Source organism: Isosphaeraceae bacterium EP7 (genome assembly GCA_038400315.1).
Taxonomy (GTDB): domain Bacteria; phylum Planctomycetota; class Planctomycetia; order Isosphaerales; family Isosphaeraceae; genus EP7.
The window spans coordinates 5863748-5888041 of record CP151667.1; the positions used below are offsets into that span (position 1 = coordinate 5863748).

General features: G+C 66.5%; 16 protein-coding genes. 6 read left to right on the forward strand and 10 right to left on the reverse strand.

The window, feature by feature from the left end; translation table 11 throughout:
- Window positions 1–31 precede the first annotated feature (31 nt).
- The 4 genes from EP7_RS23190 (at window position 32) to lpdA (EP7_RS23205) (ending at window position 6772) form a co-directional block, all read left to right on the forward strand.
- On the forward strand, window positions 32–787 hold the full coding sequence (locus EP7_RS23190) for a lipoate--protein ligase family protein (RefSeq protein WP_463524528.1): 756 nt from the start codon (window positions 32–34) through the stop codon (window positions 785–787).
- A gap of 234 nt (window positions 788–1021) precedes the next feature.
- A complete protein-coding gene (locus EP7_RS23195; RefSeq protein WP_463524529.1) occupies window positions 1022–3802 on the forward strand; it encodes a 2-oxoglutarate dehydrogenase E1 component in 2781 nt (926 codons plus the stop codon).
- A 192-nt stretch (window positions 3803–3994) separates the two neighbouring features.
- Window positions 3995–5251 (forward strand): 2-oxoglutarate dehydrogenase complex dihydrolipoyllysine-residue succinyltransferase, encoded by a 1257-nt coding sequence (odhB, locus tag EP7_RS23200; protein WP_463524530.1) that lies wholly within the window; start codon window positions 3995–3997, stop codon window positions 5249–5251.
- A 114-nt stretch (window positions 5252–5365) separates the two neighbouring features.
- Complete coding sequence (gene lpdA, locus EP7_RS23205; RefSeq protein WP_463524531.1) at window positions 5366–6772, forward strand: dihydrolipoyl dehydrogenase; 1407 nt, start codon at window positions 5366–5368, stop codon at window positions 6770–6772.
- Between the two features lie 90 nt (window positions 6773–6862).
- Here the strand turns inward: lpdA (EP7_RS23205) and lpdA (EP7_RS23210) are convergent, their stop codons facing one another.
- From lpdA (EP7_RS23210) to EP7_RS23255, 10 genes are all read right to left on the reverse strand, one after another.
- Window positions 6863–8242 (reverse strand): dihydrolipoyl dehydrogenase, encoded by a 1380-nt coding sequence (gene lpdA / locus EP7_RS23210; protein WP_463524533.1) that lies wholly within the window; start codon window positions 8240–8242, stop codon window positions 6863–6865.
- Between the two features lie 135 nt (window positions 8243–8377).
- Window positions 8378–9700 carry a dihydrolipoamide acetyltransferase family protein gene (locus EP7_RS23215; RefSeq protein ID WP_463524534.1) on the reverse strand — a complete coding sequence of 441 codons (1323 nt, stop codon included), beginning with the start codon at window positions 9698–9700 and terminating at the stop codon, window positions 8378–8380.
- Window positions 9701–9855: 155 nt separating this feature from the next.
- On the reverse strand, window positions 9856–10833 hold the full coding sequence (locus EP7_RS23220; RefSeq protein ID WP_463524536.1) for a pyruvate dehydrogenase complex E1 component subunit beta: 978 nt from the start codon (window positions 10831–10833) through the stop codon (window positions 9856–9858).
- Between the two features lie 10 nt (window positions 10834–10843).
- A complete protein-coding gene (gene pdhA, locus EP7_RS23225) occupies window positions 10844–11854 on the reverse strand; it encodes a pyruvate dehydrogenase (acetyl-transferring) E1 component subunit alpha (protein WP_463524538.1) in 1011 nt (336 codons plus the stop codon).
- Between the two features lie 343 nt (window positions 11855–12197).
- Window positions 12198–15023: an aconitate hydratase AcnA gene (gene acnA, locus EP7_RS23230; protein ID WP_463524539.1), complete on the reverse strand. Its 2826-nt coding sequence runs from the start codon at window positions 15021–15023 to the stop codon at window positions 12198–12200.
- A 172-nt stretch (window positions 15024–15195) separates the two neighbouring features.
- Window positions 15196–16056, reverse strand: a complete 861-nt coding sequence (locus tag EP7_RS23235) for a menaquinone biosynthesis family protein (protein WP_463524541.1) — start codon at window positions 16054–16056, stop codon at window positions 15196–15198.
- Window positions 16057–16227: 171 nt separating this feature from the next.
- The gene (locus tag EP7_RS23240; protein WP_463524542.1) at window positions 16228–17637 is read right to left on the reverse strand and encodes a hypothetical protein; all 1410 of its coding nucleotides are present in this window, start codon (window positions 17635–17637) and stop codon (window positions 16228–16230) included.
- Complete coding sequence (locus EP7_RS23245) at window positions 17634–20060, reverse strand: hypothetical protein (protein WP_463524544.1); 2427 nt, start codon at window positions 20058–20060, stop codon at window positions 17634–17636. The genes EP7_RS23240 and EP7_RS23245 overlap by 4 nt, the downstream gene beginning before the upstream one ends.
- A gap of 182 nt (window positions 20061–20242) precedes the next feature.
- Window positions 20243–21190 carry an ABC transporter ATP-binding protein gene (locus EP7_RS23250; RefSeq protein WP_463524546.1) on the reverse strand — a complete coding sequence of 316 codons (948 nt, stop codon included), beginning with the start codon at window positions 21188–21190 and terminating at the stop codon, window positions 20243–20245.
- 441 nt (window positions 21191–21631) lie between these two features.
- The gene (locus tag EP7_RS23255; protein WP_463524548.1) at window positions 21632–22129 is read right to left on the reverse strand and encodes a hypothetical protein; all 498 of its coding nucleotides are present in this window, start codon (window positions 22127–22129) and stop codon (window positions 21632–21634) included.
- A gap of 269 nt (window positions 22130–22398) precedes the next feature.
- Here EP7_RS23255 and EP7_RS23260 point away from each other — a divergent pair, with 269 nt between their 5' ends.
- Together EP7_RS23260 and EP7_RS23265 are read left to right on the forward strand one after the other, a co-directional pair.
- Window positions 22399–22998, forward strand: a complete 600-nt coding sequence (locus tag EP7_RS23260; protein WP_463524550.1) for an anthranilate synthase component II — start codon at window positions 22399–22401, stop codon at window positions 22996–22998.
- A gap of 46 nt (window positions 22999–23044) precedes the next feature.
- Entirely contained in the window at window positions 23045–24283 is a 1239-nt protein-coding gene (locus EP7_RS23265; RefSeq protein WP_463524552.1) for a molybdopterin molybdotransferase MoeA, read from the forward strand.
- Window positions 24284–24294 lie beyond the last annotated feature (11 nt).

The window sequence follows — 24294 nt, forward strand, 5'->3', positions numbered from 1 at the left end:
CACCAAGTTCCACTTTGAGAGTCAACAAGGCATGGATCACTGGACCGAGGCACTGGCCCCAACGCACTTCCTGGATTGGACTTGTGCGACACCTGCCGAGGATCTCGCCCTCGACGAGGCACTCCTCGAAGAGGCCGAGGCGGGCCGACTCCCTCCGATCGTTCGCGTCTGGGAACCGAAGGTGTTGAACGTCGTTCTTGGCGCCTCCGGACGCGTCGATTTAGAGACCAATCTCGAAGCATGCAAGGCGGATGGCATCGGGATCTTGCGGCGTTCGAGCGGTGGCGGGACGGTCCTGATCGGCCCAGGCACGCTCAACTTGACGGTTATCGTCCCCATCGAGATTAGCCGGGCGATGCGGGCGGTCGACGAAGGGCAGAAGGAAACGCTCGGGTTGCTGGCACGCGCATTGCGTCGTCCCGGACTCGATGTCGAACTGCGAGGATCGGGCGACCTGACGCTCGGGGACCGGAAATTCTCCGGGAGCGCCCAGAGGAGGATGAAGCGGTTCGTCCTGATCCACGCGACCATCCTGTACCGGCTCGATCTCGGCCTGATCGCCGGCTACCTCAAGCAGCCTTCGAGGCAGCCGGACTATCGCTTGGGTCGGTCGCACGCCGAATTCCTGACGAATGTCCCGCTCGGCCGCGACGAGATCCTAAGCTCCATCCGTCAGGCCTGGCTCGTGGATTCCCGATGTCCCGGATCGGTCAGGCCACCCGTAGAGGTGGTCGACCGGCTCGTCCGGGAGAAATTCGGCGATCCGAACTGGATCTGCCGCTTCTGATCGGAGAGCCGATGACCCGACCCAGGTCACATTTCGAGGCCCTCATCCCAGGCCAGCCGTCGGCCCCGCCGCCCGGTTTGGACTCGGAAAAGGGGTGTGTGCAGGCTTGGGTTTGGGTTATGCTTGAATTGGAGCGTTCGCGCGCCCTGCGCGCACGGACTGGACGCCCGAACGACTCGCCTCACGGCACAGGGACCGGCAGCCTCGGCCGGCCCGACACGGGACCTTCATTCCATGAATCGCCCGACGGTTGCCAGTCGGTGGAATCTCGAACTCCTCGAAGATTACCAACGACGCTGGAAGAATGATCCCTCCTCGGTCGACGAATCCTGGCGCAACTTCTTCGAAGGATTCGAGTTAGGCTCGTCCGGCGGGTCACCGCCCGGCGGCGCCGATCTCGATGCCGCGCGAGCCCAGGCCGCCGTCACCCGACTGATCGACGCCTACCGCGAGGTCGGCCACTATCTCGCCGACCTCGACCCTCTGAAGCTCAAGCCCCCCCGCGATGCGTCCGAGTGGCTCGAGCCCTCGGCCTTCGGGCTGACCGAGGCCGACCTCGACAAGACCTTCGCCACCCAGCTCTTCGAGTCGGGCCAGTCAACACTCCGCGAGCTGATCTCCACCCTGCGGGAGATTTATTGCCGCTCGGTCGGCGTCGAGTACATGCACATCCGCAATATGCGGGTACGGCAGTGGCTCAAGGAGCGGATGGAGCCGAACCGCAATCGGCCCGACTTCGACCAGAAGAAGAAGCGCCGCATTCTCCTGAAGCTGACTTCCGCTGAGCTGTTCGAGAATTTCCTCCAGACTCGGTTCGTCGGCAAGAAGCGTTTCTCCCTCGAAGGGGGCGAGTCGCTCATCCCGCTGCTCGACGCGATCATCGAGCGGTCGTCGAAGCACGGGGTCGGCGAGATCCTGATGGGCATGCCCCATCGGGGCCGCCTGAACGTGCTGACCCACACCTTCAACAAGCCCTACAGCCTCATCTTCTCCGAGTTCAAGGAGATCATGACCGAGGCCGTCACCGACGGTGACGTGAAGTACCACCTCGGGTTCTCGGGCAAGCACGTCACCGCCGAGGGGTACGAGGTCCACCTGTCGCTGACCCCCAACCCCAGCCACCTCGAGGCGGTCAACCCCGTCGTCGAAGGGCGGATGCGGTCAAAGCAGCGGCGGTTCAAGGACGGGAATCGGGCGCACGGGCTGCCGGTGCTCATGCACGGCGACGCCGCGTTCGCCGGTCAGGGGCTCGTCTCCGAGACTCTGAACCTGTCGCAACTTCCCGGCTACGACACCTGCGGCACGATCCACATCGTGGTCAACAACCAGATCGGCTTCACGACCAACCCCGAAGACGGCCGGTCGACCCGATACTGCACCGACGTGGCCAAGATGCTGGAAGTGCCCATCTTCCACGTCAACGGAGACGACCCCGAGGCCGTCGTTTACGTGGCCGAGCTGGCGATGGACTATCGCCAGACGTTCGGCCAGGACGTGGTCATCGACATGGTTTGCTACCGCAAGAACGGCCACAACGAGACCGACGAGCCGGCGTACACCCAGCCTTTGATGTACGACGTGATCCGGTCGCGCAAGTCGGTGCCGACGAAGTACGCCGAGAGCCTGATCGCCTCGGGCGAGATCACGTCTGAAGACGTCAAGATCATCACCGAGACGATCACCAGCAAGCTGGAAAGCTCGTTGAAGGAAGTTCAGGATCAGGACGGCCCCAGGCCCCCCCAACGCCGGTCGTTCACCTCGCAGTGGTCGGGGCTCCAGGCCAGATGGTCGTTCGACGCGGTCGACACGACGGTGCCAGCCGCGACCCTGCGGGAAGTCGCCGCGTCCGCGACCCGGTTCCCCGAAGGGTTCACGCCCAACCCCAAGCTTCAGAAGATGTTCGCCGGCCGCCTCGCGTCCGTCGAGGCTGGCGGGCCGATCGACTGGGGCACCGGCGAGGCCCTGGCCTTCGGGTCGCTCCTGCTGGAACAGATCCCCGTCCGCCTCAGCGGCCAGGACAGCCGGCGCGGCACGTTCAGCCATCGCCACGCCAGCCTCGCCGACATGAAGACCGGCAAGCATTACGTCCCCTTGAATCACATCCGACCGGGCCAGGCCGGCTTCTGCGCCTATGACAGCCTGCTCTCCGAGGCGGCCGTCCTGGGCTTCGACTACGGGTTCTCGATCGACGAGCCCCACATGCTCATCATGTGGGAAGCTCAGTTCGGAGACTTCGTCAACGGCGCCCAGGTCATCATCGACCAGTTCATCACCTCGGCCGAGTCGAAGTGGGGCCGCTCCAGCGGCCTGGTCATGCTGCTTCCGCACGGCTACGAGGGGCAAGGGCCGGAGCATTCCAGCGCCCGGCTCGAACGGTTCCTCCAGGCCTGCGCCGAGGACAACATCCAGGTCGCCAACGCGACCACCCCGGCGCAATTCTTCCACCTGCTCAGGCGTCAGGTGAAGCGGGACTTCCGCCGACCCCTGATCGTGATGAGCCCCAAGAGCTTGCTGCGGCACAAACTGGCCGTCTCCAAGATCGAGGACTTCACCTCGGGCACCTTCCAGGAAGTGCTCGACGACACGGTCGACCCCGCCCGGGTGCGCCGGGTCCTGCTCTGCAGCGGCAAGGTCTTTTACGACCTGCTCGCCCAGCGCGAGGCCGCCGGCAAGCAGGCCGAGGTGGCCATCGTCCGCCTGGAACAGCTCTACCCCTGGCCGGCAGAGCGGCTGGCCGCGGTGCTGGGCCGCTATCGGGCGGCCAAGGACTGGGTCTGGGTCCAGGAAGAGTCTCAGAACATGGGCGGCTGGTCGTTCGCGGCCCCCAGGCTCCTGGAGACCCTGGGCAAGTCGTTCCAATACGTCGGCCGGGACGCCAGCGCCAGCCCGGCCGCCGGGTCGCTCAAGGTCCATCAGGCCGAGCAAGACGAGCTCGTGCAGGCCGCCATCGGCGCGGACCTGCCTCACCTGGTCGCCTCGACGCCGGTCCGGTCCGTCGCAGCCGCCAAGGGCTGAGTTGCCCAACCATCAACAGGGCCCGGGCGGCGAGCGTCGCCCGGGCCTCGTCATGTCAGCGAGTGCTGCCCCAAACGCCCGGCCCGCCTCGCGCACGTGAGGACGGCCGGGCCCCAACGCCTTCCGGGCTCGCCTCCCACAAACGGGCCGGAGTCGCGCGACGACGGCCGGAACCCGAACCAGGACTCAACGATGGCCAGCCAACCGATCATTGTGCCCAGCTTCGGCGAGTCGATCACCGAGGGCGTCCTGGCCAAGTGGCTCAAGCCCGACGGCGCCGTGGTGAAGACCGGCGAGGATCTCTTCGAGCTGGAGACCGACAAGGCCAACAACGTCGTCCCGTCCCCCTTCTCAGGGCGCCTGAAAATCGAGACGCCCGAGGGGACCACCATCGACATTGGAGCGGTCGTCGGCCAGCTCGATGACTCCGCCGTCGCCGCGTCTGCCCCGGCCCCAGAGCCCGCACAGGCCAAGGCCCCCGCCCTACAGGCCGCTTCGCTCGCCACGGCGCCGGTCAAGGCGGGCGCAAACGCGGGCAACGGCAACGTGGAGCTCGCCCCGTCGGTCCGTCGGATCGTCGCCGAGTCGAACATCGACCCGGCTCAGGTCACCGGCACCGGCCGCGATGGTCGCCTGACCAAGGGAGACGTCCTCGCCCACGCCGAGGCCCCCAAGGCCCAACCGGCTGCCGCACCCAAGGCCGCGCCCGCCCCGTCGCCGAGCCCCACGCCTTCGGACGCGAGCCGGGGTCCCCGCGAGACCCGGCAGCGGATGCCCCTGATCCGCCAGAAAATCGCGCAGCGGCTGGTCGAAGCCCAGCACACCGCGGCCATCCTGACCACGTTCAACGAGGCCGACCTGTCGCGGGTCATCGAGCTGCGCACCAAGTACAAGGACGCGTTCAAGGCCAAGCACGGCGTGAACCTCGGCTTCTCGTCGTTCTTCATCAAGGCAACGATCGAGGCCCTGAAGGCCTTCCCCGCCGTCAACGGTCGGGTCGAAGGCACCGACATCATCCTCAACAATGTCTATGACATCGGCGTGGCCGTCAGCACCGAGCGCGGCCTGGTCGTGCCCGTCCTGCGCGACGCAGACCGGATGAGCTTTGCCCAGATCGAGAAGGGGATCGGAGCCTTCGCCGCCAAGGCCCGCGAGGGGACGATCGCCGTCAGTGACCTTCAGGGCGGCACGTTCACGATCACGAACGGCGGCGTTTTCGGCTCGCTCCTCTCGACGCCCATCCTGAACCCGCCCCAGAGCGGGATCTTGGGCATGCACTCGATCCAGCAGCGGCCGGTCGCCATCGACGGGCAGGTCGTCATCCGCCCGATGATGTATCTGGCGCTCTCCTATGACCACCGGATCGTCGACGGCCGCGAGGCGGTCGGCTGCCTGGTCCGGATCAAGGAAGGGGTCGAGAACCCCGAGCGGTTGATGCTCGACCTATAATCTTTCGCCGAGACGAGTACGGCGATCTCGCCAGCGGGGCCGGGCGGCCCCCGGATTCCCCGCGCGGGGGCCCGGCCGCCCTTCGCCCCGCTCGCGTCCTTCAAGGAGCCTGCGGTGTCGGATGCTTACGATCTGGTCGTCATCGGGGCCGGTCCCGGCGGGTATGTCGCCGCCATCCGCGCGGCGCAGCTCGGCCTGAAGGTCGCCTGCGTCGAGAAGCGGCCGACGCTCGGCGGCACCTGCCTGAACGTCGGCTGCATCCCCAGCAAGGCCCTGCTCGATTCCAGCGAGCTGTTCTACCTGGCGCAGAAACGGTTCGCCAAGCACGGGATCAAGACCGGCGAGATCGGCATCGACGTCCCGACGATGCTCGCCCGCAAGGATGAGGTCGTCAGGTCGATGACCGTTGGCATCGGCGGCCTGTTCCGCAAGAACAAGATCGAAGGGATCTTCGGCACCGCCAAGGTCACCTCGCCGACCACAGTCGCGGTCGACGGCAACGACGGACAGGCCCGGACGCTGGAGGCCAAGAACATCCTCGTGGCCACCGGCAGCGTGCCGATCGAGCTGCCATTCCTCAAGTTCGACGGCCGGGCCGTTGTCAGCTCGACCGAGGCCCTGCTCTTCGACAAGGTTCCCAAGCATCTCGTCGTCGTCGGCGGGGGCTACATCGGCCTTGAGCTGGGCTCGGTCTGGAAGCGGCTGGGCGCCAAGGTCACGGTCATCGAGTTCCTCCCCCGCGTCGTCCCCATGGCCGACGTTGAGGTGGGCAACCTGCTGGCCAAGAGCCTTCAGAAGCTCGGCCTCGAGTTCATGATGGAAACGAAGGTCACCGGCGCCACGGTCAACGGGGATAGCGTCACCCTCAGTGCCGAGGCCAAGGACGGGTCGAAGATCAGCGTCGAGTGCGACCGGGTCCTCGTCGCCGTCGGCCGCAGGGCCTACACTGATGGGCTCGGCCTGGCCGAATTGGGCGTCGAGCTGAACCCCAAGACCGGCAAGGTGGGCGTCGACGCCCACTACCACACCAAGGTCCCCACCATCTCGGCCCTCGGCGACGTGATCGACGGGCCGATGCTCGCCCACAAGGCCGAGGAAGAAGGCGTCGCGTTCGCCGAGATCCTGGCCGGCAAGTCGGGCCACGTCAACTATGACACGATCCCGAGCGTCATCTACACCTGGCCCGAGATGGCGAGCGTGGGGATCACCGAGGAGCAGGCCAAGGAGCGCGGGATCGAGTACAAGGTCGGCAAGTTCCCGTTCCTGGCCAACGGCCGGGCCAAGGCGATGGACGAGACTGACGGCATCGTCAAGGTCCTTGCCGACGCCAAGACCGACCGCGTGCTGGGCGTCCACATCATCGGCCCACGCGCCAGCGACATGATCGCCGAAGCGGTCACGACGATGGAGTTCCAGGGAAGCGCCGAGGACATCGCCCGGATCTGCCACGCCCACCCGACGCTCTCCGAGGCCCTGAAAGAAGCCGCGCTGGCGGTCGACAAGCGGACGATCAACTACTGATCGGATCGGCTGACCGGGAATCAAACGAGGCCCGCGCGACGGTCGGATGACCGTCGCGCGGGCCTCGTCGTTGACATCATCCGATCGGGATCAGATGTGGACCGACTCGCCGTAAGCCTGGCCCGCGGCCTCCATGATGGCCTCGGAGAAGGTCGGATGCGGGTGCATGGCGTAGATGATCTCCTCGGCGGTGGCCTCGAGCTTCTTGGCCATGACCAGCTCGGCGATCAGCTCGGTCGCCTGCGACCCGATGAGGTGGGCGCCCAGCAGTTCGCCATGCTTGGCGTCGAAGACGAGCTTGGCAAACCCTTCGGTCTCGTCGGCCGCCTGGGCGCGGCCACTGGCGATGAACGGGAACCGGCCGACCTTGACCTGGTAACCCTTCTCGATCGCCTGCTTCTCGGTCAGGCCGACGCTGGCGACGCCCGGATCGGTGTAAGTGCAGCCGGGGATGTTCGTGTAATCGACCGTCTTGTCGCTGAAGCCGCAGATCTTCTCGATGCAGCAGATGGCCTCGTGGTGCGCCACGTGGGCGAGCCAGGGGGGGCCATTCACGTCGCCGATGGCGTAAATACCCTTGACGTTGGTCTGGTAATATTTGTCGGCTTTGATGTGATTCTTGACGATCTCGACCTTGATCGAGTCGGCGAAGAGCCCCTCGATGTTCCCCGTCACGCCGATGGAGACGAGCAGCTTCTCGGCCTCGAAGGTCTTCTTCCCTTGCGAGGTCTCGACCTCGACCTTCACGCCGGCGGCGGTCTTCTCGACCTTGGTCGTCTTGGTGGAGGTGAGGATCTCCATCCCGCGCTTCGTCAGGCTCTTGGCCAGAGCCGCGGAGACCTCTTCATCCTCGCCGGGGAGGATGCGGTCGAGCATCTCGATCAGCGTGACCTTGGTGCCGATCGCGTTGTAGAAGTAGCCGAATTCCAGTCCAATCGGCCCTCCGCCTATGATGACCATGCTCTTGGGCTGGGCCGGCAGCGACATCGCCTCCTTGTACGAGAGGATCGTCTTGCCGTCGAACTCGGCACCCGGAAGGGGACGAGGCCGGACGCCCGTGGCGATCACGATCGACTCGGCCGTGACCTTGGTGTCGCCGAACTGCACGGTGTTGGGGGCGATGACCTTGGCCGAGCCTTGCTTCCAGTCGACCTTGTACTTGCGGAAGAGGCCTTCGATCCCCTTGTTCAGGTTGCCGGCGACGGTCCGGCTGCGGCCGATCATCTGGCCGAAGTCCCACTTCGCCTCGCCCGAATAGCCGAACGCCTTTCCATGGCGGCTGATCAGCTCGACCAGGTGGGCGTTGGTGAGCAGCGCCTTGGTGGGGATGCAGCCCCAGTTCAGGCAGATGCCGCCGAGCTTGTCCTTCTCGACGCAGAGCACCCGCTTCTTGAGCTGGGCGGCGCGGATGGCCCCCGCGTAGCCGGCGGGGCCGCCGCCGATCACCACGATGTCGTAGTCGTAAGCCATCTCGTTGAATCCTGCGTGGTGGGGTGGGTGCCCGCGTCGGCGTGGGCCGTTGTGGAATTGTAGGCAAGCCGGGAAATAGCAACGCCCCCGGGGCTTTTCAGACCCGGGGGCGAGCAGTTTCGTTCGAGCAATCGCTCAGAGCAGCATCGACGCCGGCTCTTCCAGCAGGCCTTTCAGGGTCCGCAGGAACTCGGCGGCGGTGGCACCATCGACGGCCCGGTGGTCGGCGGTCAGGGTCACCGTCATCACGGTGGCCACGGCCAGCGCGTCGCCCACGACGACGGGCCGCTTCTCGGCGGCGCCGACGGCGAGGATCCCGACCTGCGGCAGGTTCAGGATGGCATCGAACTGCTTGACGCCATACATCCCCAGGTTGCTGATCGTGAAGGTGCCGCCGTTCATCTGATCGCCGGTCAGCTTCATCTGGCGGGCGGCGTCGTAGAGCGTCTCGCTGCCGGTGCGGATGTCACGCAAGCCGAGCGTGTCGGCATTGCGGAGGACGGGCACGATCAGGCCGCCGTCGAGGGCCACGGCCAGGCCGACGTTGACGTCGGAGTGGCGGACGATGGCGGACTCGCCCAGCTTGTCGTTGCTCCCCTCGAAGGTGGCGTTCACCGCCGGGTGCCGACGGAGGGCGACGGCGACGGCCTTCGTGACGAAGTCGCCGACGGACAGCTTGACCTTCTCGGCGGCCAACGCCTTGTTCAGACGCTCGCGGAGCTTGACGATCTCGTCGACCTTGATATCGACGGTGACATGAATCTCGGGGGCGGCCTTCTTGGCTTCGAGCATCCCGCGGGCGATCGCCTGACGCATCCGATTGAGCGGCTGACGCTCGGTGGCGCCAGGGGCTCTTGGTGCGGGCGCGGTCGAGGGCCTGGCGGAAGGAGCCGGGGCAGAGGTCGACGGGCCCTTCTTGAGGAAGGCCTCGACGTCGTCGCGGACGACCCGGCCGTTCGGCCCGCTGCCGGTCACCTGGGCGATCTGGATCTTGGCCTCGGCGGCGACCTTGCGGGCCAGCGGGGTCGACTTCACCCGACCCTCGCCGACCGAAGCGACGACCGGCTCGGGTGCGTGCGAATCCTGGCCGTTGCTGGCGGCATCCGACTGGGGAGCGGCCTGGGCGTTGTTCGCCTCCGCGGCGCCTGCCGGAGCCTTGACGGCCTGCTTGGCAGTGGCTCCTCCGCCCATCGACGCCGCAGCCTGCTTGGCGTCCTCGCCCTTCTTGGCGATGACCAGCATGCGTTGGCCGAGCTGGACGTCGTCGCCTTCGTTGACGTCGAGGAGGGCGATGGTCCCCTCGTCGAACGACTCCATGGTCATCACGGCCTTGTCGGTCTGGATCTCGGCGAGCGCGTCCCCTTCTTTGATCGGGTCGCCGACCTTGACCAGCCACTTGACCAGTTGGCCGCTCTCCATGGTGGGGCTGAGCTTGGCCATTTTCACTTCAATCGGCACGGCAGGCGCTCCTGGTCGGCGTTGGACGCGGCGAAGGGCGGGTGCGACGGGGGCGGGCGCAGTTGCCCCGGGAGTCTGCACGCTTTGATCGACGGACAAGGGCGAGCCCGCGAGATCGGAACGAAGTCCGATCTCGCGGGGAGTTCTCCGGCCGATCAGCGATACATGACTTCATGGACCTTGGCGACGATCCGCTCGACGCTGGGGAGCATCGAGGCCTCGAGCGCCCGATTATACGGGATCGGCGCATCGAGGGTGGCGACCCGGCCGATCGGTGCATCGAGCTCGTCGAAGACGCGCTGATAGATCCGGTCGGCGACACTGGAGCCGACGCCGCAGTAGGGCCAGTTTTCTTCGATGACCACGACGCGATGCGTCTTGACCGTCGAGGTAATCAGGGTGTCGAGGTCGAGCGGCCGGATGGTGCGAAGGTCGATGACCTCGGCGCTAATCCCCTGCTCGGCGAGCGCCTCGGCGGCGGCCAGGGTCGTCTTCACGGAACGTGAGTACGTGATGAGAGTCACGTCCTCCCCCGGCCGCTTGATCTCGGCCTTGCCGATGGGGACGAGGTGGTCGCCGTCGGGGATCTCGCCCTTCTCGCCGTACAGGTTCTCGTGCTCAATGAAGATGACGGGGTCGTCCGACCGGATGGCGCTCTTGAGCAGCCCTTTGGCGTCGGCCGACGAGTAGGGGGTAACCACGGTCAGGCCCGGGATGTGGGCGTACCAGGCTTCGAGCCGGTGCGAGTGGGTCGCGGCCAGGCAGCCGGCCATCCCCGATGAGCCGCGGAAGACGATCGGCACGGCGAACTGGCCGCCCGACATGAACCGCATGTTGGCCGCGTTATTGACGATCTGGTCGATCGCCACGAGACTGAAGCTGAAGGTCATGAACTCGATGATCGGGCGCAGCCCGACCATCGCGGCGCCGATGCCGATGCCGGCGAAGCCTTCCTCGGAGATGGGCGTGTCGATGACTCGCCGGCCGCCGAAGCGGTCGAACATCCCCTGGCTGACCTTGTAGGCGCCGTTGTACTCGGCGACCTCCTCGCCCATCAGGAAGACGCGGTCGTCGCGGTCCATCTCTTCGGTCATCGCCTGGTTCAGCGCGTCGCGGTACGCAATGACGGCCATCGGTCGTCTCTCACTCCTGAGGGGTGTAAGGGGCCACCGTGATATCCTCGTAGAGCGCCTCGAAGGGCGTCTCGGGGCTCTCCTCGGCGAAGGTGATGGCCTCTTCGATCTCCTGCTTGACCTCGTCGGTGATCCGGTGAAGGGTCGCCTCGTCGATCCAGCCGCGGTCCATCAGGATGGCCTGATAGGCGATGATCGGGTCGTTCTTCTTGGCCTTCTCGAGCTCGTCCTTGGTCCGATACTTCATCGGGTCGCTCATCGAGTGGCCGCGGAAGCGGTAGGTCCGGGCCTCGATGAAGGTGGGCCCTTCGCCGGCGCGGGCGCGGCGGGCGGCTTCGAGGGTGACCTTGGCCATGGCCTCGATGTCGTGGCTGTCGACCAGGACGCCCGGCATGCCGTAGGGGGCGCCGCCGCGTGCGGTGAGGTCGAGAACCGCCGACGAGCGTTCGAGCTGGGTGCCCATCGAGATGAGGTTATTCTCGACGACGTAGATGACCGGCAGCTTCCACATGCTGGCCATGTTGAAGGTCTCGTGCAGACCTCCCTGGTTCATGGCCCCGTCGCCGAAGTAGCAGATGCAGACGCGGTCCTGGCCCTGGTACTTGCTGGCGAAGGCCATCCCGGCGGCCAGGGGGATGTGGCTGCCGACGATGGCGTGCCCCCCCATGAAGCCCTTCTCCGCGTCGAAGAAGTGCATCGAGCCGCCCTTGCCCTTGGAGCAGCCCGTCACCTTGCCCATCATCTCGGCCATGCCGAGCTTGACGTCCATCCCGCGGGCGATGGCGTGGCCGTGGTCGCGGTAGGCGGTGATGACGTAGTCATCTTCACGCAGCACGCCGATCGAACCGACGGCCAGCGGCTCCTGTCCGCTGTACAGGTGGCAGAAGCCGCCGATCTTCTGGTTCTGATAGAGCATCGCCGAGCGCTCTTCGAACCGGCGGATCAGCATCATCTGACGGAGCCAGCCCACCGCCTGATTTCGGGAGACGATGGGCTTGGACTCGGCCTGGACTTGAGACATGGAATCCAGCTCCTGATCGGGGTCGCAGGGCGACGAAAGCCGGGGCATGGCGGCGATCGGCGCGGGAGATTGGGGTTCGACCGCGGAAAGTGCCGGGCCGCCGCCGGGAGGTCGTCGATACGCTCCGGGTTGGGCCGCCCGGGGAAGGAGCGACCGGATCCACGATAAGATCCTAACCAAGAAGCGTGACCTCGTTCCAGCTAGGTCGACGAAAGTTCAACGTACGGGCGGACCCAGAGGGGCCGGATTGCCGGCGAGTGGGGAGCTCGCCGGGCTTGCATCGCATGAGATCGGGGGATCCCGACCGGGTGGCGACGGACGTCACGGCCGCGGCAGACGGGGGCTATTCGCGGCCGGTCAGGAGTTGTCGCAGGACGTAAGGCAGGATGCCGCCGTGCTGATAATAACGGATCTCCTGGGGCGTGTCGATCCGGACGGTCGCCTGGAATCGATGCTCCTCGCCGTCGGGGCGTTTGGCCACGACCTCGACCTGCTTGCCATTCGCAAACTCGGTCGCGATTCCCTCGGCCAGCCCCTGGATCGAGAAGAGTTCCTCGCCGGTGAGGCCAAGGCCCTCGGCGTTGTCGCCGGCGCCGAACTGGAGCGGGAGGATCCCCATGCCGACGAGATTCGAGCGGTGGATCCGCTCGTAGCTCTCTGCGATGACCGCCCGGATCCCGAGCAGCTTCGGCCCCTTGGCCGCCCAGTCACGCGACGAGCCCGAGCCGTATTCCTTGCCGGCCAGGACGACCAGGGGGACATCCCGCTCCCGATACCGTTCGGCGGCGTCGAAGATCGACATCACCTCGCCCTCGGGCAGCAGACGGGTGACCCCGCCTTCGGTCCCCGGTGCCAGGCGATTGCGGAGCCGGATGTTGGCGAACGTCCCGCGCACCATCACTTCATGGTTGCCGCGCCGGGCGCCGTAGGAGTTGAAATCCTTGACGCCCACGCCATGCTCGGTCAGGTATCGGCCGGCGGGCCCCTGGACCTTGATGGAACCGGCGGGCGAGATGTGGTCAGTTGTGATGCTGTCGCCCAGCAAGGCCAGCACGCGGGCGTCCACGATCTCGCGGACGGGCGGCGGCTCCAGGGTCATCCCGTCGAAGTAAGGCGGGTTCTTCACGTAAGTGGACGACTGGTCCCACTCGTAGAGGTCGCCGATGGGGACCTGGAGCGAGTTCCAGTGCTCGTCGCCCTTGAAGACGTCGGCGTATTCCGAGTGGAAGTGGTCGGCGCGGACGCTCTTGGTGACGGCCTCGGCCACCTCGGCCTGGGTCGGCCAGATGTCCTTCAGGTAGACCGGATTTCCTGACGGGTCGTCGCCGAGGGGCTCATTGATCAGGTCGATGTTCATCGTCCCGGCCAGGGCGTAGGCGACAACCAGGGGAGGAGAGGCCAGGTAGTTGGCCCGGATGTCGGAGTTGATCCGACCTTCGAAGTTGCGATTGCCCGAGAGCACGGCGACGGCGACGAGGTCGTCGTCCTGGATCGCCTTGCTGATCTCCAGCGGGAGCGGCCCCGAGTTGCCGATGCAGGTGGTGCAGCCGTAGCCGACCAGGTTGAACCTGAGGGCGTTCAGCGGCTCGGTCAGCCCGGCGTCGTCCAGGTAGTTCGTAACAACCTTCGAGCCTGGGGCGAGGCTGGCCTTCACCCAGGGCTTGGTCGTCAGGCCCCTGGCCACGGCCTTCTTGGCCACCAGTCCGGCGGCGATCATGACCGAGGGGTTGGACGTGTTGGTGCAGCTGGTGATGGCGGCGATGACGACCGACCCGTGATCGATGACGCCCGACCGTAGCGGGCGGACTGCGGCGGAGGGGGCGAACGGATCTTCCGACCCAACCGCGGTGCCGCCTCCCCCTTCTCCTTCCAGCCTGGCCTCGCTCTTGACGTCGTTCGTCGCCCCGACGGTCGCCGCCGCGGGCTTGCTCGCCGCAACCGGCTTGACGTCGAGCATGACCTTCAGGGCCTTGGCGAAGCTTTCCTTCGCCTGGCTCAGGGGCACGCGGTCCTGAGGGCGCTTGGGGCCGGCCAGGCTCGGCTCGACGGTCGAGAGGTCCAGCTCCAGGGTGTCGGTGTAGATCGCCTCGGGGGCGCCCACCGTGTAGTACATCCCCTGCTCTTTGTAATAGGCCTCGACCAGCTTGATGAGCGGCTCGGGCCGGCCGGAGAGACGGAGGTAGCGGATCGTCTCGTCGTCAATCGGGAAGATCCCGCAGGTCGCCCCATATTCGGGCGCCATGTTGGCGATGGTGGCGCGGTCGGCCAGGGGGAGGGTCGCGAGGCCTTCGCCGTAGAACTCGACGAACTTGCCAACGACGCCTTTGCGCCTGAGCATCTCGGTGACGGTGAGCACCAGGTCGGTGGCCGTCGAGCCCTCCCTGAGGGTGCCCAGGAGCCGGAAGCCGACGACCTGCGGCACGAGCATCGACACGGGCTGGCCGAGCATGGCCGCCTCGGCCTCGATGCCGCCGACGCCCCAGCCGAGCACGCCGAGGCCGTTGATCATCGTGGTGTGCGAGTCGGTGCCGACCAGGGTATCCGGGTAGGCGGCCGGCTCGGGGTCGTTCTCGTGACCGGCGATATCGGTCGAGGTGAAGACGACCCGCGCCAGGTATTCAAGGTTCACCTGGTGGACGATCCCCGTGTCGGGCGGCACGACGCGGAAATTCTCGAATCCGGTCTGGCCCCAGCGGAGGAACGCGTACCGCTCGCGGTTGCGGGCGAATTCCAGCTCGGCATTGGTGACGAAGGCGAGCGCGGTGCCGGCTTCGTCAACCTGCACCGAGTGGTCGATCACCAGCTCGACGGGCTGGAGCGGGTTGATCCGCGTGGGGTCGCCCCCCATCCGCTTCATGGCGTCGCGCATGGCGGCCAGGTCGACAACGGCGGGAACGCCGGTGAAGTCCTGGAGTAGCACGCGGCTGGGGCGGAACGCGATCTCTCGGCTGGGGATCGCCTTGGCGTCCCACTTGCTCAGGCCGACGATGTCGTCGGCGGTCACCGTCGTCCCGTCCTCGTTGCGGAGCAGGTTTTCGAGCAGGACCTTGAGCGAGAAGGGGAGCCGGGCGAGATCCACGCCCTGGCCGGCCAACGCATCGAGGCGGTGGATTTTGAAGGTCCGGCCGTCGACCTCGAGGGAACCCAGCGCGCCGAAGCTATTAAGCATGATCCTGACAACCTTGGCTGAGGCGAGAGTTCCGGGCGGGCCCGACGGCCCGAGCATCCGCGACGAGGCCACGCCTGAAGTGGGGCGCAAGAGGCGTGGCCGCGGTCCTCCGATGATACACGAAGATGCGCCGGCATGCGACCGCGGCCCGGATCTCGCCTTGAGCCGTGGTTCAACCCACGAATTCGACGGAAAGCGGGCCGGGGATCAGGCCCTCACGCTCGGCGCGGCCCAGCAGGGCCCGGACCGCCTCGCGGCCGCGGGGGCCGTAATCCACGGTCCACTCGTTGACGTACATCCCCACGAATCGATCGGCCAGCTTGGGGTCGAGATCGCGGGCGTACTGGAGGGCGTAGTCCAGCGCCTCCTGGCGGTTGGCCAGGGCGTATTCGATGCTCTGCCTGAGCAGCCTGGCGATCAGCTCGACCTTCTCGGCCCCCAGATCCTTGCGGACGACGTTGCCACCAAGGGGCAGCGGCAGGCCGGTCTCGCCGAACCACCACTCACCCAGGTCGACGACCTTGTGCAGGCCCTTCTCGCCGTAATAGAGCTGTCCTTCGTGGATGATGAGCCCGGCGTCGACCCGTCCTTCAGCCACGGCGGGGAGGATCTCATCGAACGGCATGACGACGACGGGGACGTCCTTGCCGAGGCAGAGTTGCAAGGTGAGATAGGCCGTCGTCAGGGTGCCCGGGATGGCGATCGTGGTGCCGGCGGCCTTCAATTCGTCGAGCGTCTTCGGCTCGCGGGTGATGATCGTCGGGCCATAGCGGTCGCCCATGCTCGAGCCCGAGGCCAGCAACGCGTACTTGTCGGCCAGGTGGGCAAAGGCGTGGATGCTGACGGCGGACACCTCCAGCTCACCTTGCAGGGCTCGTCGGTTGAGAGTCTCGATGTCTTCAAGCTGGTGGACGAACGTCAGCCCGCCCGTGTCGAATTTGTCGTGGGTCAGGGCATAGAACATGAAGGCGTCATCCGAGTCCGGGCTGTGTCCGACGCGGATGACCTGGCCTTCGGGGCTTGGGCTGCTCATGGGATCGCGATCTGCCGTGAAATGAGTCGGGGAATCAGGCCGAGGGCCGCGACGGCCTCGCATCACCCGATTATGGTACGCACGAGCGACCCCCGAGGCCACCTGTCGACGACGAACCCCCCGGTGGACGCCGGGGGGTTCGAGGTGAAGCGTCCGAGTTTGGGATGAGCCTCAGCGGCTCGCGGGCGGGGGTGAAGTCGCACCGCTCCGGCTGTTGGTGGGCATCATCTCGAGTGCATCGAAGGGGTCGCGGGTGGTGTCCTTGGACGCCGCCCTGGCGAGGTCGAGGAACGGGGTCTTGTCCGGAATTTCCTCGTTGAGCTGGGTCAACGTCCGCAGGTATCGCTGGGCGACGAGACCGGTGTCTTTCTTGTTCAGGTCGTCATTGCGATACGCGGTGTGGTTTTCCAGCAACTTGGCCCAGATGCCGAGGCCCTCCTCGAACTTGACCTTGGCGGCGGGGAACTCGGCCCGCTTGTAGGCCTTGGTCCCCTCGTAGAAGAGCCGCCGGGCCTGGACGCCCTCGTCGGTCTTCTCCGCCGCGCAGCGGTCTTTCCAGTAAGGGTAGTTCATCTGCGAGGCCCAACGCTCGGTCCAGTACTTCACGTTCGGATGGAGCGTGTCGTAGACAACGGGGTTGGTGGCGTCGTCCATTTTCACCACCTGGCCCGCGTAATCCTCGATGTTGTTGTGCACCGGGAAGGTGTAGGAGCCGAAACGGACCCACTCGCGGAGCGCCTTGTCCCACTCGTTCTTGGCGACCTCGCCGAAGGTGGCCTCGATCCCCATGATGCTCTCCTTCTCCAGCCCGGCCGCGTAGCGGGTCTGGGCGTGAGGGGGCATCGAGCGGAAGGCCAGATCTCCGGGACGGCCCTTGCGCTGGACCGGGGCATCGACGAACTCGACGACATCTTCGGCGCCAGAGACGAGCCGCTCCTGACCGAGGTCGACCAGGTCGATGGCCGACTGGAACCAGCCACGACCGAGAAGGAAGTTGTCGTTGTGGACGACATTCTCGATGGGGTCGGTCTTAAAGTCGTCGTCGGGGTCGTCGCGGAAGAGACGACGGAGGATGATCGTCTCGTCGGAGAAGCCGAGCTTGTGGTAGTAAGTCCAGGCGGTGTCCCACCGAAGGTCGGGCGACTTGGCGTTCTTGCGGACGCCATCCTTCAGGAACTTGATCCCCTGCTTGATCCACTCGTACTTGTCTTCGGGGGCGTCCCACTCGACCGAGACGTTGTAGGCCAGGTTCCACCCCTGGAACGTCCAGACCGAGAGGAAGTGGGGCTGGAGCTTGGTGATGAGGTCGACGGTCGACTTCATCTTGTCCCAGTCTTGCGCCCGCTTCATCTCCTCGGCGCGATTCCAGAGGACGTTGGCCGCGATGCCGCGTGCCCCGCCCAGCAGGGCCAGCTTCAGCATGAAGCTGCCGGTGTCGACCTGGCCGATGGTCGCCTCGCCGAGGTCCTTCTCGGCCTTCACCTTGTTGAGCCACGAAGTGTACGGGTAGATCGCGCCGAAGATGACGACGATCGCCAGCCCGTAGAGGAGCTTGCGCGACTGGTTGGGGTTCGTTTTCAAGCGGCCACCTCGCGATTCTTCAAGATGAAATAGCCGGCGATGGTGAATGGGAGGGCGTAGGCGAGGGCCATCAGCGTGTTCTCGAGCAGCAGGCGGCCGCCGACGGCGTAGCCCTCGGCCACCGTGTTGCTCACGTCAAGCGCAGTGAAGTTCGGCACGATGTAGACCAGCCTCGACATGACCGGCAGGACCAGCGAGTCGAGCGTCTTGGCCACGACGACGGCCATCGTCGGCGACAGGTCGTTGACCAGGTTCTCGTGCGAGAGCAGCCGGATCAGCGACTCGAACGGCCCGCCCCCCTGCATCTGGATCGCCTTGAGGGCGAACTCTTGCAGGAAGCCGAATGCCATCTGGCCCGCCACGAAGAAGGCGATCGTCAGCAGGAGTGCCACCGGCCAGCTCAGGAACGACCCGGCGAAGACTCCGATGGCCGTCAGCACCATCGCCTGGAGCCAGACTCCGAAGAGTCCCTTGAGGAAGTTCCAGCCGAACGTGCCCGACGGGGCGACCAGGTACAGGTCGCTCTCGGCCATCCCCAGATACTGGGTCGGGCTGAGACAGCGGACCTCGATACGGAGGGCACCCTGCGAGCCGGCCAGCAGCGTAGCCGGCAGGAGGAGCTTGTTGGTGTAGTACTCGCGGATGGCGAACGTGTCCTCGAACCGGGCATTGGTCACGGGGTTGACCGCCTGGATCGACGCGTAGACGGGGTCGCCAACGATCCCCTTGGTCGTCCTGTAGACGCTGAAGGTCATCTCGGCGGGGACGTCGGGCGAGTGCAAGGCCCGCTCGTCGCGCCTGGTCTTGTCGGCGTCCGCGGCCTTTCCGGCCGCCTCGTCGGCGTCGGCCTTCTTCAGCAAGTCGGCCGACTGCGTGACCATGCGGGCGATCTGGGCGTCGAGCCCCTTGACCTCCTCCATGTTCCGCGAGATCGCCGTGGTCAGCCTCGACGATTCAGCGGCCGGAAGGTCGGGGCGGCCCTTGGCCTGCTCGGCAGACTGGGTCTGGACGAGCAGGTCGCCGCGGCGATTCTGGAGGTCTTCGATCGTGTCCTTGCGGAGGAACTGGTCGACCGGGATCCGCCGATCCAGCGGCAGCTTGGGATCGATCGGGTCGGGCACAACACCGAAGACCCAGATGGCCGCCGACGGGGTCGCCCCTTCGACGAAGCTCCGTCGCTCGGTCTCCTGGCCGACATCGATGCCCTTGTAGTGCGGCTTGCCCAGCGAGTCCAGGAATGTCAGCGAGCCCTTCACGGGCACTCGGGCCGACATTCGGGTACGCAGCTGATCGGCCTGATCGCGGGCGGCCTTGGCCTGGGTGGTCAGGTTCTGCGAGGTGTACTTCTTTGCATCCTCGTCGACCTTGCTGATCGTCCCGCCGACGGTCCTGCTCAGGTAGAAGAGGCTGATGCCGCCGAAGATGGCGATCATCACCGTGACCAGGCCCATGTAGCCGATCAGGCGTCCCCAGATCAGCTCCAGCCGACGCACCGGCTTGCTGACGATCGTGTAGATCGTCTGCTGGCGGATGTCATTGGGTAGGCTGATCGACGACAGGATCGTCACCATGACCGTCAGGAGCAGCGAGCAGAGCAGGGTCAGCATGCCGACATACAGCCGGCCCATCTCGGCCGCGCGAGGGGCCTGGAGAAACCAGTGGGTGAAGGCCAGGATCACGCCGAAGATCACGAGCACCACGTAGGGGGCCCACATCCGGCGGTTGGCTTCCAGGATGCTGAAGTTGGCGATCGAGTAGAGACGGCGCCAGCGGATGGCCGCCAGCTCGGTGGAGAGGATGAGGGCGAGTTGGATCAGGGCCACGAAGCCCATGTAGGTTGCGCCCAGCCGGGCACCAGAGGCCAGGACGTACGGGAAGGATGCCGGCGTGAGGGTCGTGTTGAGCAGGCCTAGGGCGGCGAAGAAGCCGAGCACCAGGGCCAGGTGGGCCCCGATCAGGACCAGCGGGTCGGACTTGTGGCCGACCCGGCCGACGGTCGTCCAGAGCAACTTTTCGACCCAGGCCAGCAGCACCAGGCCGAAGCCGGTCGCCAGGACCGTCGTCAGCGGGATGCCGCCGAGGCCGAACGACCTCACTCGCTGGGTCGCGACAAGGACCTGAAGGAACGACGTCCCGATCAGGCCCGCGAGGGCCGCCAGCGCGGCGATCGACAGCCAGTCGAGGCGGACTTGCCCCCCCTCCTTGGCGGCCCGCAGCACCCGCGAGCCCACCCAGCCCATCAGCGTGAGCAGGCCCACGATTTTCAACCAGGTGATCAGCGAGCCGAGGAGCCCCGGGACCGAATACATCGGGTCGCCGAAGACCAGCAGCCACTGCAAGGGGATATCCAGCCAGGGGCGAGGGCCCGCCGGGCCGGGACCGGCTTGCGCCCAGAGCATCAATGTAGGGAGCAACGAGACCATCGGAGATCACTCCTCGGGCGCCGCGCGGATCGTCGCGGGCGTTCAGCCGAGCCGTCGTCAGTCGGTAGGTCGTAATGCCGCGGGGAGCGTGCTGCGTGGATGGGCAAGGGCAAAAGCCCGGATTCGATCCGGGCCCGCCCGCCTTGGCGTTTCGAAAAAACAAGGAGAGGCGGCGGCGGGGCTCAGTTCTTGCCCGGGACGGCCGCCAGCTCTTCGGGAGTCATCGTGGGCAGGCCGGCGTCGCCCGGCTTGTCGCCCACCCGGCGTCGGCCCGGGTGCAGGTCGCTCTCGCGGACGATGCGCAGGAAGAGTTCTTCCAGCGTGGTCGTCGGGTGATCGACCGCCAGGAGTTGCGCGCCGTGACGTCCCAGGACGCCCTTGATCTCTTCGAGCGCCGTGTCGGGCAGGTCGCGCACCTTGAACTGGGTGACGTCCTGGACCGTCAGCAGGTCGCTCACCTTGCCGAGCTCTTTCAGCTCGCCGCGGTGAAGGATGGCGATCCGGTCGCAGATGTCCTGCATGTCGGCCAGAAGGTGACCCGACAGGACGATCGTCTTGCCCTGCTCTCGGAGGTCGCGAATCAGCTCCTTGATCTCCGACGTGCCGATCGGGTCGAGGCCGCTGGTCGGCTCGTCCAGGAGGATCAGCTCGGGATTGTTGATCAGGGCCTGGGCCAGGCCGATCCGGCGCTGCATCCCCTTGGAATATTCGCGGAGCTGCCGGTGCTTGGCGCCCGAGAGACCGACCATGTCGATCAGGCGGTCGACCCGCTTGGTGCGCTCGGCCCGCGACATCTTGAAGAGCCGCCCGTAGAAGTGCAGCGTCTCCTCGGCGTTCAAGAACTTGTAGAGGTACGACTCCTCGGGGAGGTAGCCGATCCGCTCATTCTTGGCGACGTTGGTCGTCGGCTCGTTGAAGATGAAGGCATCCCCCTCGGTGGGGAAGAGCAGACCGAGGAGCAGCTTGATCGTGGTGGTCTTGCCCGAACCGTTCGGTCCGAGGACACCGAAGATCTCTCCCCGATAGACCTTCAGGTCGAGCGCCTTGAGGGCCTGGACCTTCGGCCTGCCCCAGAAGTCGCGGTAGACCTTCGTCAGGTTCCGGGTCTCAATGATGACGTCTCGGCTCATCGCGGGCGCCTTATTCGGGGACGAAAGATGGAGACGATTTCGGCCGCCCTCGGCGACCTCGTCGAGTCCGCCGCGCGGACGCACTCGAGACCGGCGGGCACGTATGTGCGGATAGAAGATCTGCTCGATGAATCGGAAGAATCGTCCGAGGCGAGACGACACGGGGGTCGACTCGCGAGCCCCGGAATCCGCCAGAAGACGCCGGCGATTTGCCAAGACGGCAGGGCGGCGTCACGCTTGCTACGCCGCACCGACCTTGTTGGTTCGCCACCGGCACGAATCATTTTCGCCCGAACATGGCAGGCTGGGCAAGGGACTGCCCCGATTTAGGTGCGACATCGCCGGGCCAGCACGCCTCGTTAGACGCTCGAGGCCGCTTCGGCCCCGAGCGATTCTCGGGGCCGAAGCGGCCAGCTCAGACGCTCGCGAGATCACGGCCGATCAGGGGGTCAAACCCGAACCACCGGGAGCAATCGGCGTCGCCTCCACCCGACCACTGAACTTGGGCGTGGCGATTCCGGAGTCCCTCGCCAGCGCCTCTTCGTAGGGGAAGACGGGCGTCATCGCGCTGGCAATCGCCGGGCCTCCCATCGGGTGGCAGCCACCGCAGCCTGCGTAAGCGATGTAGCGCTGACCGCGGGTGACATACGGGTTGTAGTAGCTGGGGAGGAACATCTGGATTGGCGGGGCGGCGAGATAGCGCGGGAAGTAATATTCGGCGATCCGATCGGCGCCGATCGGCAGAGCCGTCCCGAAATCGACCCAGCCGTAGCCATCGGGGTTCCCATTCGGGAATCCGTATCCGTTGCCGGGCCCGGGGCCAAGAATCTGGCCCCCTCCGCCGTGGGAGTGGCCCTGGACCGGATGGTTGTGGGCGGGGGGGCCGGCGACGGCTCCCAGGGAGATCGCGAGTGCAAGCGAGGCCAACGCGCCAGTCATGCTCACCTCCATGATCGGCCGGGCTGCTCGATGCGCCAGGCTCAAGTGGGACAGGCCGAGCCAAAGTGCTCGCGGCGATCCTGCCGCGGGCGAGACGCTCGTGCCACCAACGCAGAGCCTACACGCGCAAACCGAACCATGTCGCCGGAAGCGCGGTCTGCCACTTCCGGTCGCGCCCACGAATGGGTACGATCCGGACGAGGCGGAGATCCGCGCCCCTCGATTTCTCGGAACCATCCGCGCGGGCTGACCCCCCTTCCGGGAACCGCATGATCCTGCTGATCGACAATTACGACTCGTTCACCTACAACCTCGTCCAGAGGTTTGGGGAGATCGACCCGACGCTCGACCTACGCGTCGTGCGCAATGACCAGATCACGCCCGACGAGATCGAGGCGAGCCGCCCCACCCACCTGATCATCTCGCCCGGCCCTTGCACGCCGCGCGAGGCCGGCATCTCCAACGCCGTCATCGAGCGTTTCGCCGGCAAGATTCCCCTGCTCGGCGTTTGCCTGGGCCACCAGTGCATCGGCCACACCTACGGCGCGATCGTCGAGCGGGCCGAGCGGATCATGCACGGCAAGACGTCCCTGATCTACCACGACGGCCAGGGGGTTTACCGGGGCCTCTCCAACCCGTTCCAGGCGACGCGTTACCACAGCCTCGTCATCCGGCCCGGCACGCTCCCCCCCGAGTTCAAGGTCGTCGCCTGGACCGAGGAGAACGAGATCATGGGCATCCGCCACGAGCGGTTTGCCCTGGAAGGGGTGCAATATCACCCCGAGAGCTTCCTGACCCTGGAGGGGTCGAAGCTGCTGAGGAACTTTCTCGAGACGCCGGCCACTCCGCCCGCGCCGGCCGCGTCGTGACGCGAGGCCCGGTCAACCACCCCGAATCACGACGGGCGCCCCGTCCATGCTGACCGACAAGGAAGCGACACTCGCGGTGCTGGCCGCCGCCGAGCCACTGCCCGCGCACCTCGTCTCGCTCGGAGACGCAGGCGGCCTGATCCTGGCCGAGAATGTCTCCGCCGACCTCGACTCTCCCCCCTTCACCAAGGCTCTCGTCGACGGCTACGCCGTGCGGTCCTCCGACCTCGGGGCGGCGGGCTCGTCGTTGCCTCTGGGCCGCCAGATCCTCGCGGGTCAGAGCCCGGACACTCCACTGGGCCCACGCGAGGCAGCCTCGATCATGACCGGGGCGCCCATGCCCGAGGGCGCCGATGCCGTCGTGATGATCGAGCGGACCGTGCTCGCGGGCGACCTGGTCGAGTTCCTCGATGATGCCCCCAGGCCGGGCAGGAACCTGATGCCCAGGGGCCGCGAGATGCGTGCCGGAGACCTCGTCGCACGCCTCGGCGACGTCCTCAGTCCCGCGCTCATCGGCCTCCTCGCGGCCGTCGGCCGGCCCAGGATCGCCGCGTTTGGGCCGGCCCGAGTCGCCGTCGTCCCGACCGGTGACGAGTTGGTCGAGGCCGACTTCCAGCCCGGCCCGGGCCAGATCCGCAACTCCAATGGCCCGATGCTGGCCGCCCTGGCTCGCGAAGCCGGCGCCCTCGCCACCCTTTACCCGATCGCACCCGACGACGAAGGCCCGCTCACCCTCGCCCTCAAAGAAGGGCTGGACGCCGACGTCCTGCTCATCATTGGCGGCGTCTCGGCCGGGGTCCGCGACCTGGTCCCGCATGCCCTGGGGTTACTGGGCGTGGAGACCGTCTTCCACAAGGTCCGGATCAAGCCGGGCAAGCCGCTGCTGCTCGGGCTCGGGCCGAACCGGTCGGAACGCCCGCGCTGCCTGGTCTTCGGCTTGCCGGGCAACCCGGCCAGTGGCTTCGTCAATTTTCACGTCTTCGTCGCCCCGGCCCTCGACAAGATGACTCACCGTCAGGATCGGACTCGTTGGGCAAGGCTCCGGCTCAGCACGGACTTCGCCCATCGCGGCGACCGCCCGACGTATCACCCTTCTCGGTATGAATTTCGAGACGGGTCGATCGCGATCCGGCCGCTCGACTGGGCGGGTTCGGCCGACCTCCGGAGCCTGACCGACTCCGACGCCTTGATCCGGTTCGCCGAAGGCGACCGTCACTATCGAGCCGGCGAGGAGGTCGATATCCTCCAGACCCGCGGCCGATCCCCGGACCTCCCCCAGCCTTGAGCACCCGACCG

Bases quoted from the DNA above. Each gene is read 5' to 3' on its own strand.
- EP7_RS23190 (WP_463524528.1), top strand. From the start codon at position 32: ATGGATCACTGGACCGAGGCACTGGCCCCAACGCACTTCCTGGATTGG.
- EP7_RS23195 (WP_463524529.1), top strand. From the start codon at position 1,022: ATGAATCGCCCGACGGTTGCCAGTCGGTGGAATCTCGAACTCCTCGAA.
- odhB (WP_463524530.1), top strand. From the start codon at position 3,995: ATGGCCAGCCAACCGATCATTGTGCCCAGCTTCGGCGAGTCGATCACC.
- lpdA (WP_463524533.1), bottom strand. From the start codon at position 8,242: ATGGCTTACGACTACGACATCGTGGTGATCGGCGGCGGCCCCGCCGGC.
- EP7_RS23220 (WP_463524536.1), bottom strand. From the start codon at position 10,833: ATGGCCGTCATTGCGTACCGCGACGCGCTGAACCAGGCGATGACCGAA.
- pdhA (WP_463524538.1), bottom strand. From the start codon at position 11,854: ATGTCTCAAGTCCAGGCCGAGTCCAAGCCCATCGTCTCCCGAAATCAG.
- acnA (WP_463524539.1), bottom strand. From the start codon at position 15,023: ATGCTTAATAGCTTCGGCGCGCTGGGTTCCCTCGAGGTCGACGGCCGG.
- EP7_RS23235 (WP_463524541.1), bottom strand. From the start codon at position 16,056: ATGAGCAGCCCAAGCCCCGAAGGCCAGGTCATCCGCGTCGGACACAGC.
- EP7_RS23245 (WP_463524544.1), bottom strand. From the start codon at position 20,060: ATGGTCTCGTTGCTCCCTACATTGATGCTCTGGGCGCAAGCCGGTCCC.
- EP7_RS23250 (WP_463524546.1), bottom strand. From the start codon at position 21,190: ATGAGCCGAGACGTCATCATTGAGACCCGGAACCTGACGAAGGTCTAC.
- EP7_RS23255 (WP_463524548.1), bottom strand. From the start codon at position 22,129: ATGACTGGCGCGTTGGCCTCGCTTGCACTCGCGATCTCCCTGGGAGCC.
- EP7_RS23260 (WP_463524550.1), top strand. From the start codon at position 22,399: ATGATCCTGCTGATCGACAATTACGACTCGTTCACCTACAACCTCGTC.
- EP7_RS23265 (WP_463524552.1), top strand. From the start codon at position 23,045: ATGCTGACCGACAAGGAAGCGACACTCGCGGTGCTGGCCGCCGCCGAG.